At 67.3% G+C, this 21,183-nt stretch carries 16 protein-coding genes; 7 read left to right on the top strand and 9 right to left on the bottom strand.

The genetic code is table 11. From position 1 onward, the window contains the following. Window positions 1-18 precede the first annotated feature (18 nt). Genes Q4543_RS04380 through Q4543_RS04360 form a run of 5 tightly spaced genes read left to right on the top strand, consistent with a single transcriptional unit; the run spans window position 19 to window position 4,413 of the window. Entirely contained in the window at window positions 19-828 is an 810-nt protein-coding gene (locus Q4543_RS04380; protein WP_303436546.1) for a creatininase family protein, read from the top strand. 53 nt (window positions 829-881) lie between these two features. Beyond that, entirely contained in the window at window positions 882-1,874 is a 993-nt protein-coding gene (locus Q4543_RS04375) for a TRAP transporter substrate-binding protein (protein ID WP_303436544.1), read from the top strand. Continuing rightward, window positions 1,871-2,434: a TRAP transporter small permease gene (locus Q4543_RS04370; RefSeq protein ID WP_303436543.1), complete on the top strand. Its 564-nt coding sequence runs from the start codon at window positions 1,871-1,873 to the stop codon at window positions 2,432-2,434. The genes Q4543_RS04375 and Q4543_RS04370 overlap by 4 nt, the downstream gene beginning before the upstream one ends. Window positions 2,435-2,437: 3 nt before the next feature. Next, window positions 2,438-3,724 (top strand): TRAP transporter large permease, encoded by a 1,287-nt coding sequence (locus Q4543_RS04365; protein ID WP_216003848.1) that lies wholly within the window; start codon window positions 2,438-2,440, stop codon window positions 3,722-3,724. 11 nt (window positions 3,725-3,735) lie between these two features. Further along, window positions 3,736-4,413 (top strand): RraA family protein, encoded by a 678-nt coding sequence (locus tag Q4543_RS04360; protein ID WP_303436542.1) that lies wholly within the window; start codon window positions 3,736-3,738, stop codon window positions 4,411-4,413. 3 nt (window positions 4,414-4,416) lie between these two features. On the opposite strand, the gene Q4543_RS04355 is transcribed toward Q4543_RS04360, so the two are convergent. Continuing rightward, entirely contained in the window at window positions 4,417-5,322 is a 906-nt protein-coding gene (locus tag Q4543_RS04355) for a LysR family transcriptional regulator (protein WP_303436540.1), read from the bottom strand. Window positions 5,323-5,372: 50 nt separating this feature from the next. On the opposite strand from Q4543_RS04355, the gene Q4543_RS04350 reads away from it, so the two are divergent. Next, complete coding sequence (locus tag Q4543_RS04350) at window positions 5,373-6,305, top strand: glyoxylate/hydroxypyruvate reductase A (RefSeq protein ID WP_303436539.1); 933 nt, start codon at window positions 5,373-5,375, stop codon at window positions 6,303-6,305. Window positions 6,306-6,342: 37 nt separating this feature from the next. Here Q4543_RS04350 and ggt read toward each other — a convergent pair whose 3' ends face one another. The 4 genes from ggt to Q4543_RS04330 all read right to left on the bottom strand — a co-directional run bounded on the left by ggt (window position 6,343) and on the right by Q4543_RS04330 (window position 12,364). Beyond that, window positions 6,343-7,998: a gamma-glutamyltransferase gene (gene ggt, locus Q4543_RS04345; protein WP_303436537.1), complete on the bottom strand. Its 1,656-nt coding sequence runs from the start codon at window positions 7,996-7,998 to the stop codon at window positions 6,343-6,345. Window positions 7,999-8,354: 356 nt separating this feature from the next. After that, window positions 8,355-9,752 (bottom strand): FGGY family carbohydrate kinase, encoded by a 1,398-nt coding sequence (locus tag Q4543_RS04340; RefSeq protein ID WP_303436536.1) that lies wholly within the window; start codon window positions 9,750-9,752, stop codon window positions 8,355-8,357. A 3-nt stretch (window positions 9,753-9,755) separates the two neighbouring features. Then, window positions 9,756-10,979 (bottom strand): NAD(P)/FAD-dependent oxidoreductase, encoded by a 1,224-nt coding sequence (locus tag Q4543_RS04335; protein ID WP_303436534.1) that lies wholly within the window; start codon window positions 10,977-10,979, stop codon window positions 9,756-9,758. Further along, window positions 10,976-12,364, bottom strand: a complete 1,389-nt coding sequence (locus Q4543_RS04330) for an NAD(P)/FAD-dependent oxidoreductase (protein ID WP_303436533.1) — start codon at window positions 12,362-12,364, stop codon at window positions 10,976-10,978. The genes Q4543_RS04335 and Q4543_RS04330 overlap by 4 nt, the downstream gene beginning before the upstream one ends. 181 nt (window positions 12,365-12,545) lie before the next feature. On the opposite strand from Q4543_RS04330, the gene Q4543_RS04325 reads away from it, so the two are divergent. Beyond that, complete coding sequence (locus Q4543_RS04325) at window positions 12,546-15,380, top strand: FAD-binding and (Fe-S)-binding domain-containing protein (RefSeq protein WP_303436531.1); 2,835 nt, start codon at window positions 12,546-12,548, stop codon at window positions 15,378-15,380. On the opposite strand, the gene Q4543_RS04320 is transcribed toward Q4543_RS04325, so the two are convergent. The 4 genes from Q4543_RS04320 to Q4543_RS04305 all read right to left on the bottom strand — a co-directional run bounded on the left by Q4543_RS04320 (window position 15,377) and on the right by Q4543_RS04305 (window position 21,178). Continuing rightward, window positions 15,377-16,162: a DeoR/GlpR family DNA-binding transcription regulator gene (locus Q4543_RS04320; RefSeq protein ID WP_303436529.1), complete on the bottom strand. Its 786-nt coding sequence runs from the start codon at window positions 16,160-16,162 to the stop codon at window positions 15,377-15,379. The genes Q4543_RS04325 and Q4543_RS04320 overlap by 4 nt on opposite strands. A 220-nt stretch (window positions 16,163-16,382) precedes the next feature. Beyond that, complete coding sequence (locus Q4543_RS04315; RefSeq protein WP_303436527.1) at window positions 16,383-18,212, bottom strand: heavy metal translocating P-type ATPase; 1,830 nt, start codon at window positions 18,210-18,212, stop codon at window positions 16,383-16,385. A gap of 66 nt (window positions 18,213-18,278) precedes the next feature. After that, on the bottom strand, window positions 18,279-19,238 hold the full coding sequence (locus Q4543_RS04310) for an N-carbamoyl-D-amino-acid hydrolase (protein ID WP_303436525.1): 960 nt from the start codon (window positions 19,236-19,238) through the stop codon (window positions 18,279-18,281). Between the two features lie 149 nt (window positions 19,239-19,387). After that, window positions 19,388-21,178, bottom strand: coding sequence for an IlvD/Edd family dehydratase (locus Q4543_RS04305; protein ID WP_303436523.1), 1,791 nt, complete (start codon window positions 21,176-21,178; stop codon window positions 19,388-19,390). Window positions 21,179-21,183 lie beyond the last annotated feature (5 nt).

The raw sequence follows: 21,183 nt of genomic DNA, 5'->3' as shown, positions 1-21,183 counted from the left end.
AGGCAAGGAACCAATCACATGATCGACAAGATCCGCATGGCAGAGCTGACCTCGCAAGAGGCCCGCGAGGAGCTGAACTCACAGGCCGTGGTGCTGCTGCCCATGGGCTCGCTCGAAGATCAGGGCATCCATGCGCCGATGGGCGATTACATGGCCGCCGACCTGATGGCGATGGAAATCGCCAAGACCGCCCGCGCCGATGGCGTTCCGACCTTTGTCGCGCCGGTTATCCCCTTCGGGGGAAAGGATTATTTCGAATCGAGCCATGGCGGAATCTCGATCAGCCACGCCACGCTTTGCGGCATTCTGGATGATATGTTCGGGTGCCTCGACCGCCACGGCATCCGCAAGCTGATGATCGTCAACGGCCATGGCGGCAATGTTCCGGCCATCACCGAGGTGGCGCTGCGCTGGCGGCAGAAGGCCGGGCTGTTCGTGCCCTCGATGTACCTGTGGCAGGTGGCGTACGGCGAGCTGCCCGGACTGATCGGCGCCGACAAGGCCAAGGCCAGCTCGGGGCATGGCGGCGATCCGCTGACCTCGGTCGGCCTGCATTTCTACCCCGACCTGATCCGCAAGGATCTGGTGCGCGAGGCGCCCACCGGCAGCACCATCAAGGGGCTGGATATCGGCGGCTTTTCGTCCATCGTCTATGACGGCGCCAAGATTCAGGCCCCGATCGAGGCGCTGGAAGCGACCGAAACCGGCGCTTACGGCTGCAACCCCACGCTGTGCTCGGCTGAAACCGGCGATGTGCTGATCAAGCGCCTTGCGCAGATCGGCGCCGGGCTGGTGCGCGACCATGTCGCCAAGGGCCTGCACGATTGATCCCAACCAGACCGGCCAAAGCCGGCACCATCCCCCCAACACGGAGAAACCACATGACCCGCACCATCCTTGGACTTGCCACCATGGCCACGCTGCTCGGCAGCGCCGCCTTTGCCGAGACCACCTGGAAGATGGCCACCAAGATGCCCGTCGACAGCCCCGAGGGGCAGGTGTTCGAGAAATTCGCCGAGCTGACCGAGGAATACACCGGCGGCGAGCTGAAGATCGCCGTCTATCCCAACGAACAGCTGGGCAAGGAAAACGCCGTTCTGGAACAGCTTCAGGCCAATATCGTGCAGGTCTACGCCGAAGGTTTTGGCTACATGAAGAAATGGGAGCCGGCGCTTGGCTGGCTTGCCGCGCCCTATGCGTTTGACGACTACGACCATTGGCGACGGTTCATGAACTCGGATCTTGTCGCAGGATGGTTCGACACCGCTGCCGCGGCCTCGGGCGTGCGCCCGCTGGGCGATCCGACGCTGGTGCTGCGCGGCCCCTACCGCGTGACCGTGTCCAACGTGCCGATCAATTCGGCGGCGGATTACGAAGGTCTCAAGATCCGTATGCACGAAAACAAGATTGCCATCGACACCTGGGACACGCTGGGCACCGAGGTCATCACCCTGCCCTGGACCGAAGTCCACCAGTCGATTTCCAAGGGCATCGTGCAGGCGGTGAATTCGCCCATCGCGCTGGTGGAATCCATGCGCTTCAACGAGGTCGCCCCCTATATCACCCGCATGGATGAATACTGGCAGTCGATCGGTTTCATGGTCAATGACAGCGCGCTGGAGGCGCTGGACGATGAAACCCGCGCCGGGCTGATGCAGGCCTATGAAGAGGTCGGGGCGATGTCGCGCGAGTTGATGTTCTCGGTCGCGGATGAAAGCATCGAGCGCATGGTCGCTGATGGCGCCACCTTTACCGAAATCGACATCTCGCCGCTCGTTGACAAGATGACCGCCTATTACGAGCAGATGGCCGCTTCGGGAGAATTGCCCGAGGGCTTCCTTGAAGGCATCGACGCCACGCGGGTCGCGCAGTGATCCCCGCAGAATTCCAACCAGAGGGTCCGCTTCAGCGGGCCCTCAACCGGCTTGACCGGCTGAACTGGACGATGGGCGGCGCGTTTCTGTGGGTGTCCAACCTGTGCCTGCTGGCGATGCTCGGCCTGACGGCGGCGACCATCGCGCTGCGCCCGATGAGCCTTGCGCCCTACTGGATGTGGCCGTGGACCATGGTGTTCTTCATCTGGCTCAGCTTTTTCGGCTTCTTCGCGCTTTATGCCCGGCTGAAAGACGTGCGGGTAGATTTCGTGGCCGAACGGCTCGGCGCCGCTGGCATGGTGGCAACCCGCATCATCTCGGACGCGGCGACGCTGCTGGTTGCCGGGGTGTTGCTGCTGCAACTTCCCAAGGTGATCGCCACATCGAACGGCATCTATGACGGCGCGATCCTGCCTGCGGGCGGCGAACTGCCGCGGCTGGCGTTGTCGGTGCCGCTGTTCCTGTCGACCGTTCTGGTGGCTCTGACCGCCCTTCTCGACATCGCAAAGCTGGCGGCGGGCATGCCCGAAAACGTCACGGATCATCACCCGGAAGCATAACTCATGGCCTGGATTCTCTTCGGCACCTTCATCGCGCTGATTCTGGCGCGGGTGCCCATTTCCATCGCGATCGGCAGCGCCACGGTGCTGACCTTTCTGACCTCTGATTTCTCCAACGCGTTGCAGATCATCCCACAGCAGATGCTGGAGGGGGTGAACAAGGCCTCGCTCACCGCCGTGCCGTTCTTCATCATGGCCGGAAACCTGATGAACGCCACCGGCGTGACCGAACGCATCTTTGCCTTTGCCAATGCGCTTGTCGGGCATCTCAAGGCGGGTCTGGCGCAGGTCAACATCCTGTCGTCGATGATCTTTGCGGGGATTTCCGGCGCCGCCGTGGCCGATTGCGCCGGGCTTGGCGCGATCGAGATCAAGGCGATGCGCGAACGCGGCTACAAGCCCGATTTCGCCGCCGCCATCACCGTGGCGAGTTCGGTCATCGGCCCGCTGATCCCGCCCAGCATCGGGCTGGTGCTTTATGCCTTCCTTGCCCAGCAATCCATCGAACGGATGTTCCTTGCCGGTCTGGTGCCGGGCATTCTGGTGGGGCTGGCGCTGATGCTTTATGTGCGCATCCGCGCCCAGTTCGAAGACTTCCCCACCCAGCCGCGCGCCACCTCGCGCGAGGTCGTGGCAAGCGCACAGCACGGCTTTCTGGCGCTGGTCGCCCCGGCGATCATCCTTGGCAGCATCATGTTCGGCTTCGTCACCGCGACCGAGGCGGGCGTGCTCGCCTGTATCTACTGCATCGCCATCGGCCTGTGGTATCGCGAACTGAACTGGCGCTCGTTCTTCAACGCGCTGTCGGACACCGCCATGATGACCGCAGTCATCATGATCATCATCGCGTTTTCCATCGCCATGGGCTGGCTTCTGGCCATCGACCAGACGCCGCAGAAGCTGGCGGATTTCACCTTTGGCCTGACCGAAGACAAGAACGTGTTCCTCGCGCTGCTGCTGGTGTTCATCATCCTCGTCGGCTGTGTCGTCGAAGGCGTGCCCGCCAAGCTGATCCTTGTGCCGACGCTGCTGCCGCTGATCGACGCCTATGGCATCGACCGGGTGCATTTCGGCATCATCATCCAGCTTGGCCTGCTGCTGGGCATCGCGACGCCCCCCATGGGCATCGGCCTTTATATCGTCGCCGAGGTCGGCCGCGTGCGGTTCGAAAAGGTGACGATGGCCGTGCTGCCCATGCTTATCCCGCTGATCGGCGTGCTGATCCTGCTGACCTATGTGCCGCAGACCGTGACCTTCCTGCCCGATCTTATTCTTGGCCCTCAAAACTGAAAGCCTGATCCATGACCAACCTGACCTACAAACTCAATCCGATGCCGACGAAGATCCCGCAGGAGAAACTCGACCGGCTGGCCAAGCTGGAAACCGCGACCATCGGCCATTTCTACCACTTCGGCTTTGCCGCCCCGGCGATCCAGCCGGTGCTGCCGGGCAAGGTGATCGCCGCCACCGTCGCCACCCTTGCCATTCCGGGGCTGGACAGCACGCTGCTGCACCATTGCCTGAGCGAATGCGGGCCGGGCTATTTCCTCGCGGTCGACCGGCTGGGCGATACCAAATACGCCTGCTGGGGCGGCGGCGTCACCCGCATGGCCGCGATGATCGGGCTTGAAGGCGGCTGCGTCGATGGCCCCCACACTGATACGGCCGAGATCAAGGAACAGGATTTCGCCATGTGGTCGCGCGGGCCGTCCCCTGTCACCACGCGGCTTTACAACACCGGCGGCGGCTTCAACGTGCCGGTGTCCATCGGTGGCGCGGCGGTGCTGCCGGGCTATGCGGTGCTGGCCGATGAATCCGGCGTGCTGTTCATCGCCCCCGAAGACCTTGACGCGGTGCTGGCCGAGGGCGAGCTGAAGACCGAGCGCGGCCTGATCAACGAGGCCAAGATCACCGACGGGCTGCATCTGGGCAAGATGTCGGGTGCCTCGACCATGGTCGCCGACAAGCTCAAGGGCTAAGCCCTACAACTCGATGAAAGAGGCAAACCGCCCATGCCCTGCACTCCACTCGAACGCCGCATCCCGCGCCAGGCTCAGCACCTTGCCGACCTGTTTGCGCCGGGCGCGGTTGACGTGGGTGCAGGCCACATGCAGCGGCGGCAAGGTCTCGGTGGCCGGGATCTGCACGACCCGGCCCGCATCGATGTCGCGCTCCATCGCCGTCAGCGCCAGCGCCGAGGCCCCGTAGCCAAGGCGCACCATTTCCGCGATGGTCGACAGAGAATTGCCGAAATGGCGCGGCGCAGGGCGGTCGCGCATATCCTCGACATATTCCGCCACCGGCATGAACAAGGGCGAGGTTTTCGGATACAGCACCAGCGGCAGCAACCGCAGCTGGTCTGGCGACATCGGCAGGGGCAACCCGTCGATTACGTCGGGTCGCGCCACCCAGCCCACATCATAGCACACCGCGAAATCCGCGCTGACCCGGTCGCCGGTGGCGGTAAAGGCGGCATCCAGCGTGCCCGAATCCACAAAGCGCCGCAGTTGCAGGTCGGACCCGGCGTAGATATCCAGCTCCAGATCCGGGTCGGCCTCGGCGGCGCAACGCAACAGCGGCCCCCAAGTCAGCGCCGCCATGCCCGCGAGCCCGACGCTCAGCGTGGTTTTGCGATTGTCGCGCAACCGCCCCATCATCGCCTCGCGCAGGTTGAGGAATTGCAGCGCGAATTCCGCCACCTCGATGCCCTGATCGGTCAGCGCAAACCCCGGCGCAGCGCGGTCGATCAGCCCCTTGCCCAGATCCTTTTCCAGCGACTGAATGCGCGCCGAAACCGCTGGCTGCGTCAGCCCCAGAAATTCCGCGGTCTGGCGGTGATTGCCGAACTGGCTGAGCCAGTAGAAGGCTTCAAGCTGCTTGAGATTCACCCGACATCCCCCATGAACGAAACAGTTTCAGACAAGATCAAGGAAACAACATGACCGTTGCCGTTTACCTTCCCGCCGAAGACAAGACCCAGTGGTGGGTGGATATGCTGGCCGGCCTGCTGCCCGGCTGGACCGTCAAGGCGCTGGACGCCGTGAGCGACCCGGCCGAGGTGCAATATGCCGTCGTCTGGCGCCCGCGCAGCGGCGATATCGCCAAATTCCCCAACCTGCGCGCCGTGGTCTCCATCGGCGCGGGCATCGACCATGTGCTGGCCGATGAACAACTGCCCAGCGGCATTCCGATCATCCGCACCGTGGGCGACGATCTGACCCAGCGGATGCGCGAATACGTGGCGCTGCACGTGCTGCGCCATCACCGCGACATGCCCCGCCAGTTGCAGGCGCAGGCCGAGAAGGACTGGCACGCCATCGTGGTGCCCGTTGCGCCCAACCGGGTGGTGGGCGTGATGGGGCTTGGCAATCTGGGCGCGGCGGCGGCGCAGACCCTGTCGGCGCTTGGCTTCACCACGCGCGGCTGGTCGAAATCGCCCAAGGACATCGCCGGCGTCGACACCTTTGCCGGTCCCGAGACGATGGATGCGTTTCTGGACGGGTGCGAGATTCTGGTGAACCTGCTGCCGCTGACCGCGCAGACCACCGGCATCCTGAACGCCGATCTGTTTGGCAAGCTCGCGCCGGGCGCCTGTGTCATCAACTGCGCGCGCGGTGGGCATCTGGTGGATGGCGATCTGATCGCCGCGCTCGACAGTGGGCAGATCAAACAGGCGACGCTGGATGTGTTCCATGTCGAACCGCTGCCCACGGACAATGCGTTCTGGGATCATCCGGGCATCACCGTAACCCCGCATGTGGCCTCGCAGATCGATGCGGGCACCGGAGGGCGGATCATCGCCGCCAACCTGAAGACCTTTGCCGACACCGGAACCTGCGCCGATGTCGCCGACGCCGCGCGGGGCTACTGACCCCGCACGCAATGGGTTCGCTTCGGCCCCCATCGTGTCAGATGTGAAATGAAATACCGGCGGCGGCCAGACCGCCGCCCATCGCCGCCACCGTGCCATCGGCGCGCCAGCAGGCCGCGCCGATCATCTCGCCCTCGGGCGCGAAGGCGATCATGTTCATGCCACCGCCGATATGGGGCACGAGGGTGACGGTATGACCCATCGCCTCCAGTGCCGGTTTGTGGTGGGCGTAATCCGGTTCCAGTTCCACATGCGCGCCCTCGGTCCAGATGCGCGGCGCCTCCACCGCCTGTTGCGGCGTCATGTTGAAATCGATCATGTTGACGATGGCCTGCATGGCGGATGGGAAAATCCGCACCGCGCCGGGCAGCCCCAGCGCGAAACTGGGCGCGCCGTCCTTGAGCACGATCATCGGCGCCATCGAGGTCGGCACCCGCTTGCCCGGCGCAATCGACAGCGCCTTTCCGGGGTGCGGGTCGAAATTATACATGTAGTTGTTGGGGATGATCCCCGTGCCCGGCACCACGAAGCGCGCCCCGAACAGCCCGTTGATGGTGTGGGTGGCCGACACGATCCGCCCGTCGCGGTCGGCAACGGTGATATGGGTGGTGTTTTGGCTTTCATAGCCCGGCGGCACCGCGCTCTCTCCCCCAAGACCACGCATCCGCGACTGACTCGCCGCCGCGTACTCCTTGGAAATCAACTTTTCGACCGGGATATCGACGAAATCCGGGTCGCCCGAGGCGGCGCGCCGATCCTCAAAGGCGATGCGGATGACCTCGGCCAGCAGGTGCAGCCGTTCGGCGGAGTCAAACCCCATCCCCGCCATGTCATGGCTTTCCAGCATGTTGAGCATCTGCGCCACATGCACCCCCGAAGAGGCGGGCGGCGGCGGGCCGACGATCTGGTGCCCCCGGTAGCTTGCAAAGATCGCCTCGCGTTCGCGCGCCACATAATTGGTCAGATCGTCCATCGACACCGACCCGGCCTCGCCCAGCCGATCCACCAAGGCGCGCCCCAAGGCACCGCCATGCAGCGCCTCGGCGCCCTCGGTGGCGATCAGCCGAAGGCTTGTCGCGTAATCCCCCTGAACCAAGCGGTACCCAACGGGTGCAGGCGTGCCGCCGGGCAGGAAGATCCCAGCGATTTCAGCGTCCTGCGACAGGTCTTCGGCGTGGCGGGTGATGTTGGACGACAGGTAAGGCGTCACCGCAAAGCCCCGCTCTGCCAGACGGATCGCCGGAGCGATCACATCGGCAAAGGGCAGCGCGCCATGGGCAGCGTGCATCGCGCACCAGCCGCGCAGGTTGCCCGGCACCGCCACGGCCCCCGCCCCGACAAGGTTGGCCCGACCGGCGGTTTCCATGTAACCGGGCAGCGCGTCCGACACCGGCGTGTACATGTCGTCCCGCGCCGAGGCCCCCGCCTGCGACAGGCAATCATAGACCGTATGCGTCCCATCCGGCAGGCGCAGATGCGACACGCCGCCGCCCGCGATGCCCACCATCATCGGCTCGACCACGGTCAGCGCCAGCAAGGCCGCAACGGCGGCATCGACCGCATTGCCGCCATAGGCCAGCATCTCCTGCCCTGCCGCCGTGCCCAGCGGATGGTTGGTTACCACAACGCCTTGCGAGCCCCGCGCGGGGGATTTGCGGCAGGTGAAGGGCAAGGGCTGGGCTGCACTGGGCATGAGGGGTCTTCCTTTTTCGCTATCACCACTCTGGCAAAGCGGCCCAACGGTGGGCGGCCAGATCTGCGCCAATTGTGGTTTCGGGCAAGCTATCTGCATGATTTGCGAAGGTCATCAAGAAAGATGGGCTTGAGCCAACATCTGCGCGGATTCGACGGTTTCGGTGCAAAAACGCTGCCCGTCAGCGGATTTTGGTGTGTCATCCCTGCCCGGTTAGGGGTGTCAGGTGCCTCCAAGCCGCCAGAGCAACCGGAAATATTGGCTTGTCCGCCGGTGAATACGCGCGAACGGTCAGTTCTTCAGCCTGAATGCTGACCGTTCGTGCGCCTCGCTCACTCACCCTACCAGAACTTGCGCTAAAGCGCCGCGCGCCAGCCTCGGGCATGATCCACCGCCTGCGCGAACCGCGCCATGCGGGCAGACCGGTCACAGGTGCGGGGGACAACCTCGCCCCGCACCGGCGGCCCCGGCAGCGCACCGCCCCGCCCGAGCGCCGCCAGCTGCGCGCCCCCCAGCGCTGTCAGCTCATCCGTGCCCGGAAGGATCAGGCGCAGCCCCGTCACATCCGCCAGAAACTGGCACAGATACGGCGAACGCGACAGGCCTCCGTCGACCGACATCCGCGTCAGCGGCCCCAGCCGGGCGATCACCTCGGCGGCGCGCAGGGCGATGCCTTCGATGAGCGCCTGCGCCATGTCCGCGCGCGTGGTGGCCCCGGTCATGCCGATGAACAGCCCCGCCGCCGAGCCATCCCAATGCGGCGCGCCAAGCCCCGACAAGGCGGGCACGAACACCAGCCCCCGGTCGATCGCGGGGGGCGCGGAGAACCCGGCAAGCGCCTCGGTCGTGTCGAGCAGGCCGATCCGCATGGCCCATTCCACCGCCGATCCCGCCGCCTGCACCCCGCCTTCCAGCGCATAGGCGGTGCGCCCACCGATCTGCCAGGCCACCGTGGGCAACAAACCGCTGTCTGCAGTTTCGGGCCGCGCGCCAGCGCTCAGGGCCAGCGCAAAGGCTCCGGAGCCAAAGGTGATCTTGGCGTCTCCGGGCGCGCGGCAGCCATGCCCGTAAAGCGCGGCCTGCTGGTCGACCACTGCCGCGGTGACGGGGGTGTCATCGATGCTGCCGAAATCACCAACCGTCGGGCGGATCTCGGGCAGGCAGTCCATCGGCACCCCGAACAGATCGCATAGCGTTGGATCCCACGCGCCGCTGTCCAGCCCCATCAACGAGCTGCGCGATGCGGTGCTGATATCGGTCTGCGCCCGCCCTGTCAGGTTCTGCAAAAAGAACCCATCCGTGGTGCCCAGCCGCAGCCGCCCGGCGCGATGCGCCGCCTGCACCTCGGGCACGTTGTCCAGCAGCCAGCCCAGCTTGGCGGCGGAAAAATACGGATCAAGCGGCAGCCCGGCACGCTCGTGCACCAGCGCCGCGTGTCGGGACATGGCCGAGAGACGGGCCTGCGTGCGCCGGTCCTGCCAGACGATGATCGGCGAGAGCGGCGCGCCGCTCAGCGCATCCCAAGCCAGACAGCTTTCGCCCTGATTGCTCAGCGCGATGGCGTCCACCGGCCCGGCGGCCGCAATCACCGCGCGCAGGTTGGCCAGCAGTTCCGCCGGGTCGTGTTCGACCCGGTCCGACTGCGGAAAATGCTGGGCATGGCGCAGCGCCAGCACGATCCGGCTGTGTCCCGCGTCATCGGCGACGATCCCGCGTGTCGAGGTTGTGCCCTGATCCAGCGCCAGCACCCGCATCGCTTAGCCCTCTCCCTCCAGCCTCAGGTAGAGATCGCCCGACAGCGCCGCCCTGTCCAGTGCGGGCACCTGCAGCCGCAGCGATTGTTCGGGGTGGCTGCGCAGGCTGGCCACGGCCAGTTCACGCCCCGCGCCATCGCTGAGAACCAGCCGCCCCCGCAGGGCGCCATTTGCGCGCAGAACCAGCGTGCAGGGGGTTTGCCCCGCCGCAATCCGCTGCGGCACGACATAGCGCAGCCCGTCGCCAAGGAGGATATCGACCGCCTCGCGCTGGCGCGAGCCCTGCGATAGATCCTGCGCGACACGCCGCGCGACATGGCGTCCTTCGGCCCAGCAGCGCCCGCCGGTTTCGACCGGGTGCAACAGGTTGCCCGCCGCGAACACATGCCGGTCCGAACTGCGCCAGCCCGCATCGATCAACGGCCCTTGCGTGCCGGGATCAAGCGTTAGGCCGCTGTCGCGCGCCAATGCGGCCTCGGGGGTGAAACGCCCGGAAAACACCACGCCGTCACAGGCCAGCGCCCGCTCGCTGCCATCGCGCAGGAGCAGGCGCAGCCCTGAAACCCGCGCCGCGCCGTCGATCGACAGCAGCGTCGCCCCCATCAGCACCGGCACCCCGAGCAGCCTGCACAGCGCCATAAAGATGCCCCGGCTGCGCGGTCTGTCGTCGGTCTCGACAAGCGCCGCAGGGCGTATGCCGTGGCGCGTGCAGCTCAGCAGTGCCGACAATGCCACCAATTCGCTGCCGATGATCACCGGGCGGCGAAACGGGCGGCGCTGTTCCAAGGTGAGGAACGCTTGCAGCGCCGCGGTGTTCATCACCCCGAGGGGTCGCATCCCCGGCGCCAGCCGCTGCGCGCGGGTCTGTTCACGGGCCCCGGTGGCAAGCACGACGCGCGCGGCGTCGAGGATCATCGCCCCGTCGCGCGTTGCGAGTTCAAGCCGCCCGTGCGGGCGGATGCGCGTGACGGTGGTGCCGGTTCTGATCTCGACCCCGGCGGCCAAGGCGCGGGCAACAAGGCGGCGGGCATAGGCCGGGCCGCCAAGAAAGCGGCGAAATTCCCGCATCCCCCACAGCGGATGGGCACAGTGGCGCGCCATACCCCCCGCCTCGTCAAAGCGTTCCAGCACCACGATACGGCCCACCCCGAGCCGTCGCAGTTCGGTGGCGCAGGCCAGCCCGGCCGGGCCGGCTCCGACGATGGCGACATCGCAAGCCTCGCTCATCTGCGATCCTCCGGCAGGATCGGATCGCGCAGGCGCCCTTCGGACAACGTGGCGATGCGGGCAAGGCAGTTGAAGCCCTGACAGCGGCCCATGGCGCAGCGTGTGCGCCGCCGCAGCCCGCCGAAATCGCCCGGCGGCACAGGGCTGTCTAGCGCGGCGCGCAGCTCGCGCAGGGTGACCATCTCGCAGTGGCAAACGATGCCATCGTGGCCGGGGCGCTGCCAGTCGCGGGTCAGACCTTCGGCAAGGTTGGGCATGACCGGCACAGGCGGATCAGGGGGCGCGACGGGCCGCGCTGCCCGCGCCCAGAGCGCGAACACATGGCGCGCGATCCCCAGCGCGGCGGTCAGCCCGGTCGACCGGATGCCCCCGGCGCAGAAATAGCCCAGTTCGTGATCGGCGTGGATGCGGTATTCCTTGCGCTCGCTCGCGGGGCGCAGCCCGGCGTAGACCGCCGTCATCGGCATGTCGCGCAGGCCGGGTACCAGCCGCGTTGCGGTGTCGATCAGCGCGCTCAGTTCCGGGGTGGTGACATCGGGGCGCTCGCGCGCCTGCTGTTCCTCGGCGGTGGGGCCGACCAGAAGGTTGCCAAAGACGGTGCGGGTCAGCACCACGCCCTTGGTCCGCTCGTTGGGCACCGGCAGCAGGATACTGTTCAGGCAGCGGGCGGCGGCCTTGTCGAACACCACGAACTGCCCCTTGCGGGGGCGAATGTCGAAGCGGGCGGCGCCGGTCAGCAGGGTTTCGATTCGATCCCCATACAGCCCGGCGCAGTTGATGACGCTGCGGGCGCGGATCTCTCCGGCGGCGGTTGTCAGGTGCCACAGATCGCCGCTGCGCCGCGCACCTGTCAGGGCGGCGTTGAACAGAAGGCGCGCGCCGAGCATCTGTGCCTGCGTGGCATAGGCCAGCGGCGCGGACCATGGATCAATCACATGTTCGCGCGGGACCAGAAGCGCGCCGCGCAGCCGTGAGGACAGGTGCGGCTCGCGCGCGCGCGCCTCGTCGCGGCTCAGCAGGCGCGCGTCGGGCACGCCATTGGCATGGGCCTGCGCCAGCAGATCCGGCAGGCGCGACTCTTCGTCTTCGTTCCAGGCGGCGACCATCGCGCCGCATTCCAGCAGCGGCAGGTTCATCGCGCCCCGGATCTGCAGGTATTCGTCATAGCCCGCCTGCATGCAGGTCTGTTCGAGCGATCCGACCGGCGCATCGAACCCGGTGTGCAGGATGGCGCTGTTCGCCTTGGACGCCCCGGCCAGAATGTCCGGGGCCGCTTCGATCAGCACGCAGCTTGCGCCTTCCAGCGCAAAGCGACGCGCCATGGCGCAGCCGACGACACCGGCCCCGATGATCGCGACATCCGCTTCCGCTGTCTCAAGGGCCAAGCGCCACCTCCATCGTCAGCCCCAAGGAGCATATTGACTGAACGTGCATTTTGCTAACCGAATGCACAATATCGGCCCCATTTAATTTGCCGCGATTGTTGCACTCGGTCACGCTCTGCGTCAAAATTCCGCGCACCGCGGCGCTGCCGCCCCAGCCGAAAGCTCTGCGATGACGCGCCACATGCCCCCGCCCACAAAGGCCGAGCGACACTTTGCCCAAGCCCTGACGGCTCAGGGGTTTGCAGGCACCGTCTCCATAGCCCCCGGCGACCGGGTGGTGATGGCGACGGACAATTCGATCTATCAACTGCTGCCCGGCGCCGTGGTCTATCCGCGCGATGAAGCCGACCTTGCGCTGATCGCCCGCCTGCTCGACCAGCCCGAGTTTCACGGCGTTACCGTGCGCCCGCGCGGTGGCGGCACCGGCACCAACGGGCAATCGCTGGGCGGCGGCATCACCGTGGATTGTTCGCGCCACATGACCCGGATCCTTGACATCGACGTTGCGGCGCGCCGGGTGCGGGTGCAGCCCGGCGTCATCAAGGACCAGCTGAATGCGGCGCTGCGCCCGCATGGGCTGTTCTTTGCGCCCGAACTGTCAACATCGTCGCGTGCCACGATCGGGGGCATGATCTCGACCGATGCCTGCGGGCAAGGGTCCTGCGCCTATGGCAAGACCTCGACCCATGTGCTGTCGCTGCGCGCCGCGCTGATCGGGGGCGAGGTGATCCAGACGCAGCGCGCGCCCTTTGTCCCCGGAACCGGGCGCAGCGGCGCGGTGCTGGAAACGCTCGATACCCTCAGCCGCGATCAGGCAGAGCTGATCGCGCAGCGCTTTCCCAAGCTCAACCGCACGCTGACCGGCTATGATCTGGCCCATATCCGGCAGGGTGACCGCATCGACCCGGCGGCGGTGATCTGCGGGTCAGAGGGCACGCTGGCCCTGATCAGCGAGGCCACGCTGAACCTGTTGCCGATCCCCGCCGCCACCGCGCTGCTGCTGGTGTTCTACCCCGATTTTCAGGCCGCGCTGCGCGATGCGCGCGAGATGGCGAGCCTTGGCGCGACCTCGGTCGAAACCATCGACAGCCGGGTGCTGGGGCTGGCGCGCGAAGAACCCGGCTTTGCCGCCGTGGCGCATCTGTTTCCGGTGGCGGATGCGGCGGGGGTGAATATCGTCGAATTCACCGGCGAGGATGCGGGCGCGTTGACGGACCACGTGACAACCCTGCGCGACAGGCTTGCCGCCGGACCGGGGCGGCTTGCGGTGACGCAGACCCAAGGCGCGGATGTGGCGCGGGTCTGGGGGCTGCGCAAGGCGTCGGTCGGCCTGCTGGGGCGGGCGCGGGGCAGCAAACGCCCGCTGCCCTTTGTCGAAGATTGCGCCGTGCCGCCCGAACGGCTGGAACCGTTCATCGCCGGTTTCAGGGCCATATTGGACCGCGAAGGGCTGGATTACGGCATGTTCGGCCATGTGGATGCGGGCGTGCTGCACGTGCGCCCGGCGCTGGATCTGACCGACCCGGCGCAGGAGGTCCTGATCCGCCGCATCACCGACGAGGTGGTGGCGCTGGTTCATCAGCACGGCGGCTTGCTGTGGGGCGAACATGGCAAGGGGGTGCGTTCGGAATATGTGCCCGAGGTGTTCGGCCCGCTGTATCCCGCATTGCAACAGATCAAGGCGGCGTTCGATCCGCGCAACCAGCTCAATCCGGGCAAGATCGCCACCCCGGATGACAGCGCCCTGTGGCAGATCGACGGCGTGCCGACGCGGGGGCAGATGGACCGGCAGGTGCCCGAGGGGCTGCGCGCGGATCATGCCTCGGCCTTTGCCTGCAACGGCAATGGCGCCTGTTTCAACCGCGATGCGGGCGATGTGATGTGCCCGTCCTACAAGGCCACCGGCGATCGGCGCCATTCCCCCAAGGGCCGCGCCTCGCTGATGCGCGAATGGTTGCGGCAGGGCGGGCCTGATGGTGCCGCCGATCCCGATTTCGAGGCGGATGTGAAACAGGCGATGGACGGCTGTCTGTCCTGCGCCGCCTGCACCACCCAATGCCCGATCCGGGTCGATGTGCCCAAGCTGCGCGCGGGGTTTCTGCAAAGCTATCACGCCCGGCATCGCCGCCCGCTGCGCCACTACGCGCTCGACCAGCTTGAGGCGCTGTTGCCCTATGCCGCCCGCCTGCCCCGGCTGGCCAACCTGATGACCCAAGGGCCGGGGGCGGCGCTGATGCATCGCATCGGCCTGACTGCCCTGCCGGCGCTGCCGCTGCATACGCCGCCGCTGGACCAGTTGCGAGACCTTGAAACGCTGGACCCGGCGCGCGACGTGGTGCTGGTGCCCGACACCTTTACCCGGTTCTTTGAACCGCAGCTGGTGGCCGATCTGGCCGAGGTTCTGGACAGGCTGGGCCACCGCCTGCGCGTTGCGCCCTACCGCCCCTCGGGCAAGGCCCGCCAAGTGCTCGGGCGTGTGCGCGGGGCCGCCGCGCAGGCCCGGGCGCAGGCCGATCTGCTGCGCCGCATCGACGCCACCGGCACCCGCATGGTACAGATCGAACCCGCGATAACCGCCTGTTACAAAACAGATTACCCCGAGGGCACCCCCCGCCCCCTCAGCCCGCAAGAGCTGCTGGCCGCGCTGGTGAACGACACGGTGCAAGCGCCGCCGATGCGGGTGCGGCTGCTGCCCCATTGCTCGGAGCGGGTGCAAGGCGCGGCAGGACATGCGGGCTGGCGGGAGGTCTTTGCCCGCTTCGGCATCACGTTGCACATCCCCGCAACAGGCTGTTGCGGCATGGCCGGCATGTGGGGGCATGAGACCGTGAACCGGGCCACATCCGAGGCGATCTTTGCCCAGTCGTGGCAGGATGCCACCGCAGCAGCAACCGGGGCGGAGCCGGATATCATCCTTGCAACGGGCTATTCCTGCCGCTGTCAAAGCGCCAAGGTTGCGAACCGCGCGTTGCAGCATCCGATCAGCCTGCTGCGCCAGCTCATGGCCGCGGGCTAGCGGCCCACCGGGGCGACGATGACCTCGACCCCGGCGCTGCGCAGCGCGGCGCCCATCTCGGGCGACGGGGCGCGATCGGTCACCAACCGGTCGATGCTGCCAAGCGAGGCCACTTCGAAGACGGCGGCGCGGTCCAGCTTGCTGTGATCGGCCAGCACCGTGACACTGGCGGCGCGGGCGATCATGGCGCGGGCCAGTTCGGTTTCGCGCAGGTCGTAATCCATGATCCCGTCCGGCGTCATGGCGCCGATGGTCAGCACCGCATGTTCGGCTGTGAATTGCTGAAGCTGCTGGATGGCCAGCGCGCCCAGCGTCTCGCGCCCCTCGGCGGCGATCTCTCCGCCCAGCAGATACAGGCGGTGACGGCCGTCGGATTGCGCCAGCGCGGCCGCGATCTGCGAAGAATTGCTGATCACCGTCAGGCCCCGGCGGCGGGCCAGCGCGCGCGCAAAGGCGATGGTGGTCGATCCGGTGTCGACAAACAGCGTGGCGCCTTCGCCGAACAGCGTGGCGGCGCGTTGGCCGATGGCGTCTTTTTCGACCCTCAGCGTGGCAAGCCGGGCATCCAGCGGGCCTTCGGTCAGGCCCGGTTCGCCCGGCGCGGCGATGCCGCGCGCCCCGCCGTGAAACTTGCGCAGCCGCCCTCTGGCATCCAGCGCGCTCAGGTCGCGGCGGATGGTCTCCCGCGAGCTGCCATATCGCTCCGCAAGCGCATCCACATGCACCTCACCCAGCGTTTCGACAAGCTGCACGATCAGTTCCCGCCGTTGCTCCGGCTTCATGCCGCGTCCTTTCGAAAGGGTCATACTGGGCCCTGCGCAATGCCCGAACGGTCACCCCATGCGCCCGCTCGTCTATTGTGTCGCAAGCGCCGCACAGACGCAATTGCAGACAGGGTTTGCGGGGCGATGGCGCCGTTTGGGCCGCGCCCTGATACCGCCGTCTTCCCTGTGGACCCGCGGCGCATTGTCTCTGCTGTCTGCCCGAAGATGCCGGTTGCGGTCAGACCCGTGGCACGATCCGCAGCGCCCGCAGCGCGTTGAGGATCACCGCAACGTCGATCACCTCTTGCAGCAATGCCCCCTGCACCGGGCTGAGCGCGCCAAAGGCGGCGGCGATCATTCCCAGCACCGACAGGCCGATGCCCACCACCACGCTTTGCAATGCGATGTGGCGCGCGCCCCGCGCGATGGCAAGCCCCGCGCCAAGCCGGTCGATCCGGTCCACCAGCAGCACCACATCCGCCGCCTCGGCCGAGGCCGCCGCGCCGCGCGCCCCCATCGCCACGCCGACATCCGCCGCCGCCAGCGCCGGTGCGTCATTGACCCCGTCGCCAACCATCATCACCGGGCCCTGCGCGCGCTCGGCCTGCACCAGCGCCACCTTGCCGCCCGGGGTCATCCCGGCGCTCAGCCCGTCAAGCCCAAGCCCCTGCGTCACCCTCTCGGCCACCTCGCGCCGATCGCCGGTGGCCAGCACGATGCGGGCGATGCCTTCGCGGCGCAGCCCGGTCAGGATCTGCGCCATGCCCGCGCGCAGCGGATCGGCCATCACCAGATGCCCCGCCATGCGCCCGTCAACCGCCACCGCCACCAGCACCGCGCCTGCATCCAGCGCCGTGCCGCCGGGGTTCGCCCCGATCTGCGCCGCGACAAAGCCTTCGCCGCCCACGATCACCCGCTGCGCCTCGATCTGCCCGACAAGCCCCTCGCCGGGATGTTCCGTCACGCCCGATGGCACCGGCAGCGCCAGCCCGCGCGCCTGCGCCGCAGCGACGATGGCCTGCGCCACCGGATGTTGCGAGGCCTGATCCAGCGCGGCGGCAAGGCGCAGGATCTCGGTCTCGGTCTGCCCGCCAAGACAGGTGATCGACACGATCTGCGGCCGCCCGTCGGTCAGCGTGCCGGTCTTGTCGAGGATCAGCACCCGCATCCGCGCCAGCGCCTCAAGCGCCGGGGCGCCCTTGATCAGCACGCCGTAATGGGCCGCCCGCGACAGCCCCGCCACCAGCGCCACCGGCACCGCAAGGATCAACGGGCAGGGCGTCGCCACCACCAGCACCGCCACAGCGCGGATCGGATCGCCGCTCAGCGCCCAGGCCGCGCTGGCGATCAGCAGCGTCACCGCGAGAAACCCCAGCGCCCAGCGATCCGCCAGCCGCGCCATCGGCGCGCGCGCCCGCTGCGCTGCCTCGACAAGGCGCACGATGCCGGCATAGGTACTGTCGCGGGCCGGGCGGGTGGCGATCATGTCGAACGCCTCGCCGACGTTGGTGGCGCCGCTCATCGCCTCACCGCCGCGTTCCAGCCGAAGGGGCAGCGATTCCCCGGTCAGCGCCGAGGCATCGACAAAGCCAGTGGCCGAGGCCAGCGTGCCATCCACTGGCACCACATCGCCCTGCCGGATCAGCAGCCGGTCGCCGGGGGCAACCTCGTCAAGCGGGATCTCTTGCAGCGCACCATTGCGGTGCCGCGTGGCGCTGCGCGGCACCCGCGACAGCAGCCCCTGCATCTCGCGCCGCACGCGGCCCTCGGCAAAGCCTTCGAGGAAGGTGCCCCCCGAATACATCACCGCCACCACCGCTGCGGCGAGGGTTTCACCAAAGCCAAGCGCCGCGCTCATCGACAGCGCGGCGACGATATCAAGCCCGGTTTCCCCGCGCCCGAGGCTGCGCGCTATCTCGATCACCAGCGCGGTCAGCGCCGGCAGCACCCCGGCCCACCACGCCAGCGTCGCCAGCCCTGCCTGCCCCGACAGGTGCAGCGCCAGCCCTGCGGTCAACCCGGCGAGGGCCAGCAGCAAGATGGCGGTCTTCACGCGGGTCGCGCCCATATCTGCCCCCCTGTTGCCCACGGGGCCGATCATCCCCCGGAGGGCGCGCCGCGTCGAGGTGGCATTTCAGCGCGTAGTGCGATCAGCCATGGTATAGGCCTCGCGGGTGGCGGCGCGGGTCTCGGCGCCCTCGCAGATCGGGCCGTAATCGCCCGGCTCGCGGTGCAGCGCAAAGTTGAAGATGTTGCGGCGCAGCTCGGTGCAGCGATCAAGGTCGATCTCGGCCACCGCCACCTCGTCGCCGCGCCCCTGCGTGCGGGCGACGATCTCGCCCGTCGGGGCGATGATGCACGAGCCGCCGATCAGCTCGCAGCCTTCCTCGAGCCCCGCCTTGGCGGTGCCGATCACCCAAGCGCCATTGGCATAGGCCCCGGCCTGCATCGACAGGTGGTTGTGGAAATCCTGCAGATGGTCGTGTTCGGGGGCCTGCGGATAATGCTGCGGCGTGTTGTAGCCCAGCATCACCAGTTCGGCCCCGCGCAACCCCAGCACGCGGAAGGTCTCGGGCCAGCGCCGGTCATTACACAGGCACATGCCAAAGCGCCCGCCCATGGCGTCGAACACGCCAAAGCCCAGATCGCCATGTTCGAAATAGCGCTTTTCCAGATGCTGGAAGGCGCGCCAGTCTTCGAAATTGTAATGGCCGGGCAGGTGGATCTTGCGGTATTTCCCGGCGATTTCGCCGTCGGGCGTGACAAAGATCGAGGTGTTGAAGCGCTGCCCGCCCGGCGTCAGCTCGGCGTAGCCAAGGTAGAACCCCACCCCAAGCTCGCGGGCGCGGGTGAACAGCGGCTGGGTGTCTGGCCCCGGCATCTGCGTTTCGTAAAACGCATCCAGCGCCGCGCCCTCAAGCAGCCAGCGCGGAAAGAACGAGGTCAGCGCCAGTTCGGGAAACACCACCAGCCGGGCGCCACGGGCATGGGCGGTTTCCATCAGAGCGATCAGCCGGGCGACCACCTGTGCGCGCGGTTCGGAGCGTTGAATGGGGCCAAGCTGGGCGGTGGCGGCAAGGATGGAACGGGTCATGAGGTCTCTTTCAGGCTGCACGGGCGGCGGATCTGCTCCGCCCGTGCGATGTTGCCTGTCAGGGTCCGCGCCGCAAGCGGGTTCCGGCGCGGGCCGCGTCGAACCGCGCATGGGATGGGCGCGCTGCCGCGCGGCGCAGCAGTTGCGCCCTAGTGGCTGTGGCGCGGCATCGTGGCATTGCCGATGTCGCGGAATTCGTCCGCACCATCCAGCACCATGCCATCGGCGAACTGGCGCACCCGGTCGCGAAAGATCGCCTGCCACGGCGACTGGCTTTGCGGCACCTGATAGCCACCGGCGGCCTCCAGCGCGGCGCGGCGTTCGGCGATCTCGGCATCATCGACCATCAGCTGCACGGTGCGGGTGTTCAGATCGACGCGCAGCATGTCACCATCGCGCAGGATGGCAAGGTTGCCCCCCGCCGCCGCCTCGGGCGAGGCATTGAGGATCGAGGCCGACCCGGAGGTGCCCGATTGCCGCCCATCGCCAATGCAGGGCAGCCCGCGGATGCCCTGCTTGATCAGGTAGGAGGGCGGGCGCATGTTCACCACCTCGGCCCCGCCCGGATAGCCGCGCGGGCCTGCGCCGCGCATCACAAGGATGCTTTGCGCGGTGATGCCAAGCGCCGGATCGTCGATGCGCTTGTGGAAATCCTCGGGGCCGTCGAACACGAAAACCGGCCCTTCGAAGGCCATCGGATCGGCCTCGTCCGACAGGTAGCGGCCGCGGAATTCCGGGGTGATCACCGAGGTCTTCATGATCGCGGTGTCAAACAGGTTGCCGGTCATGTTGAGGAACCCGGCATGCGGCGTCAGCGCCTTGTCGAGCGGGCGGATCACATCGGCGTTCTCGCAAGGCGCATCGGCGTAAAGCCCGGCAAAGCTGTCGCCGGTGACGGTGCGCGCGTCGGGGTGCGGGATCAGCCCGCCCCGCAGCAGTTCGGCCACCACGGCGGGCAGGCCGCCCGCAAGGTGGAAATCCTCGGACAGGTAGGCGCCCGCAGGCTGCACATTGGCCAGCAGTGGCACGTCATAGCCGACGCTTTCCCAATCCTGATTGGTCAGCTCGATGCCCAGATGCCGGGCGACGGCCACAAGGTGGATCGGCGCGTTGGTCGACCCGCCAATGGCGGAATTGACCACGATGGCATTCTCGAACGCCTCGCGCGTCATCACCTGCGACGGGCGCAGATCCTCATGCACCATGTCGACGATGCGCTTGCCGGTGGCATAGGCCATCTGGCCGCGCTCGCGGTAGGGCGCCGGGATCGAGGCCGAGCCGGGCAGCTGCATCCCCAGCACCTCGGCCAGCGAATTGAGCGTGCTGGCGGTGCCCATGGTGTTGCAATAACCCACCGACGGCGCCGAGGCGGCGGCCATGTCGAGGAACTGGTTGCCGTCGATCTCGCCGGCAGCGTATTTCTCGCGCGCCTTCCAGATCACCGAGCCAGAGCCGGCGCGCTCGCCTTTGTGCCAGCCGTTCAGCATCGGCCCGACGCTGAAGGCAATGGCAGGGATGTTCACCGTGGCGGCGGCCATCAGCAGCGCGGGCGTGGTCTTGTCGCAGCCGATGGTCAGCACCACGCCGTCGATCGGATAGCCGAACAGGCTTTCGACAAGGCTCAGATAGGCAAGGTTGCGATCCAGCATCGCGGTGGGCCGCTTGCCGGTTTCCTGAATCGGGTGCACCGGGATTTCCAGCGGCACGCCGCCAGCGGCGATGATGCCGTCGCGGGTGCGCTTGGCCAGCTCGATGTGATGGCGGTTGCAGGGCGACAGGTCGCTGCCGGTCTGGGCGATGCCGATGATCGGCTTGCCCGAGCGCAGCTCGTCAAGGGTCAGCCCGTAGTTGAGATAGCGTTCCAGATACAGCGCCGTCATCTCGGGGTCGCCAAGATCGTTGAACCAGCTTGTCGAACGCAGCTTGCGGGGGTCGGTCATGACAA

It is taken from the genome of Salipiger sp. 1_MG-2023 (assembly GCF_030547555.1).
Lineage (GTDB): Bacteria > Pseudomonadota > Alphaproteobacteria > Rhodobacterales > Rhodobacteraceae > Salipiger.
Note: the sequence above shows the minus strand (reverse complement) of the source record. Positions and strands in the feature narration are given on the sequence as shown.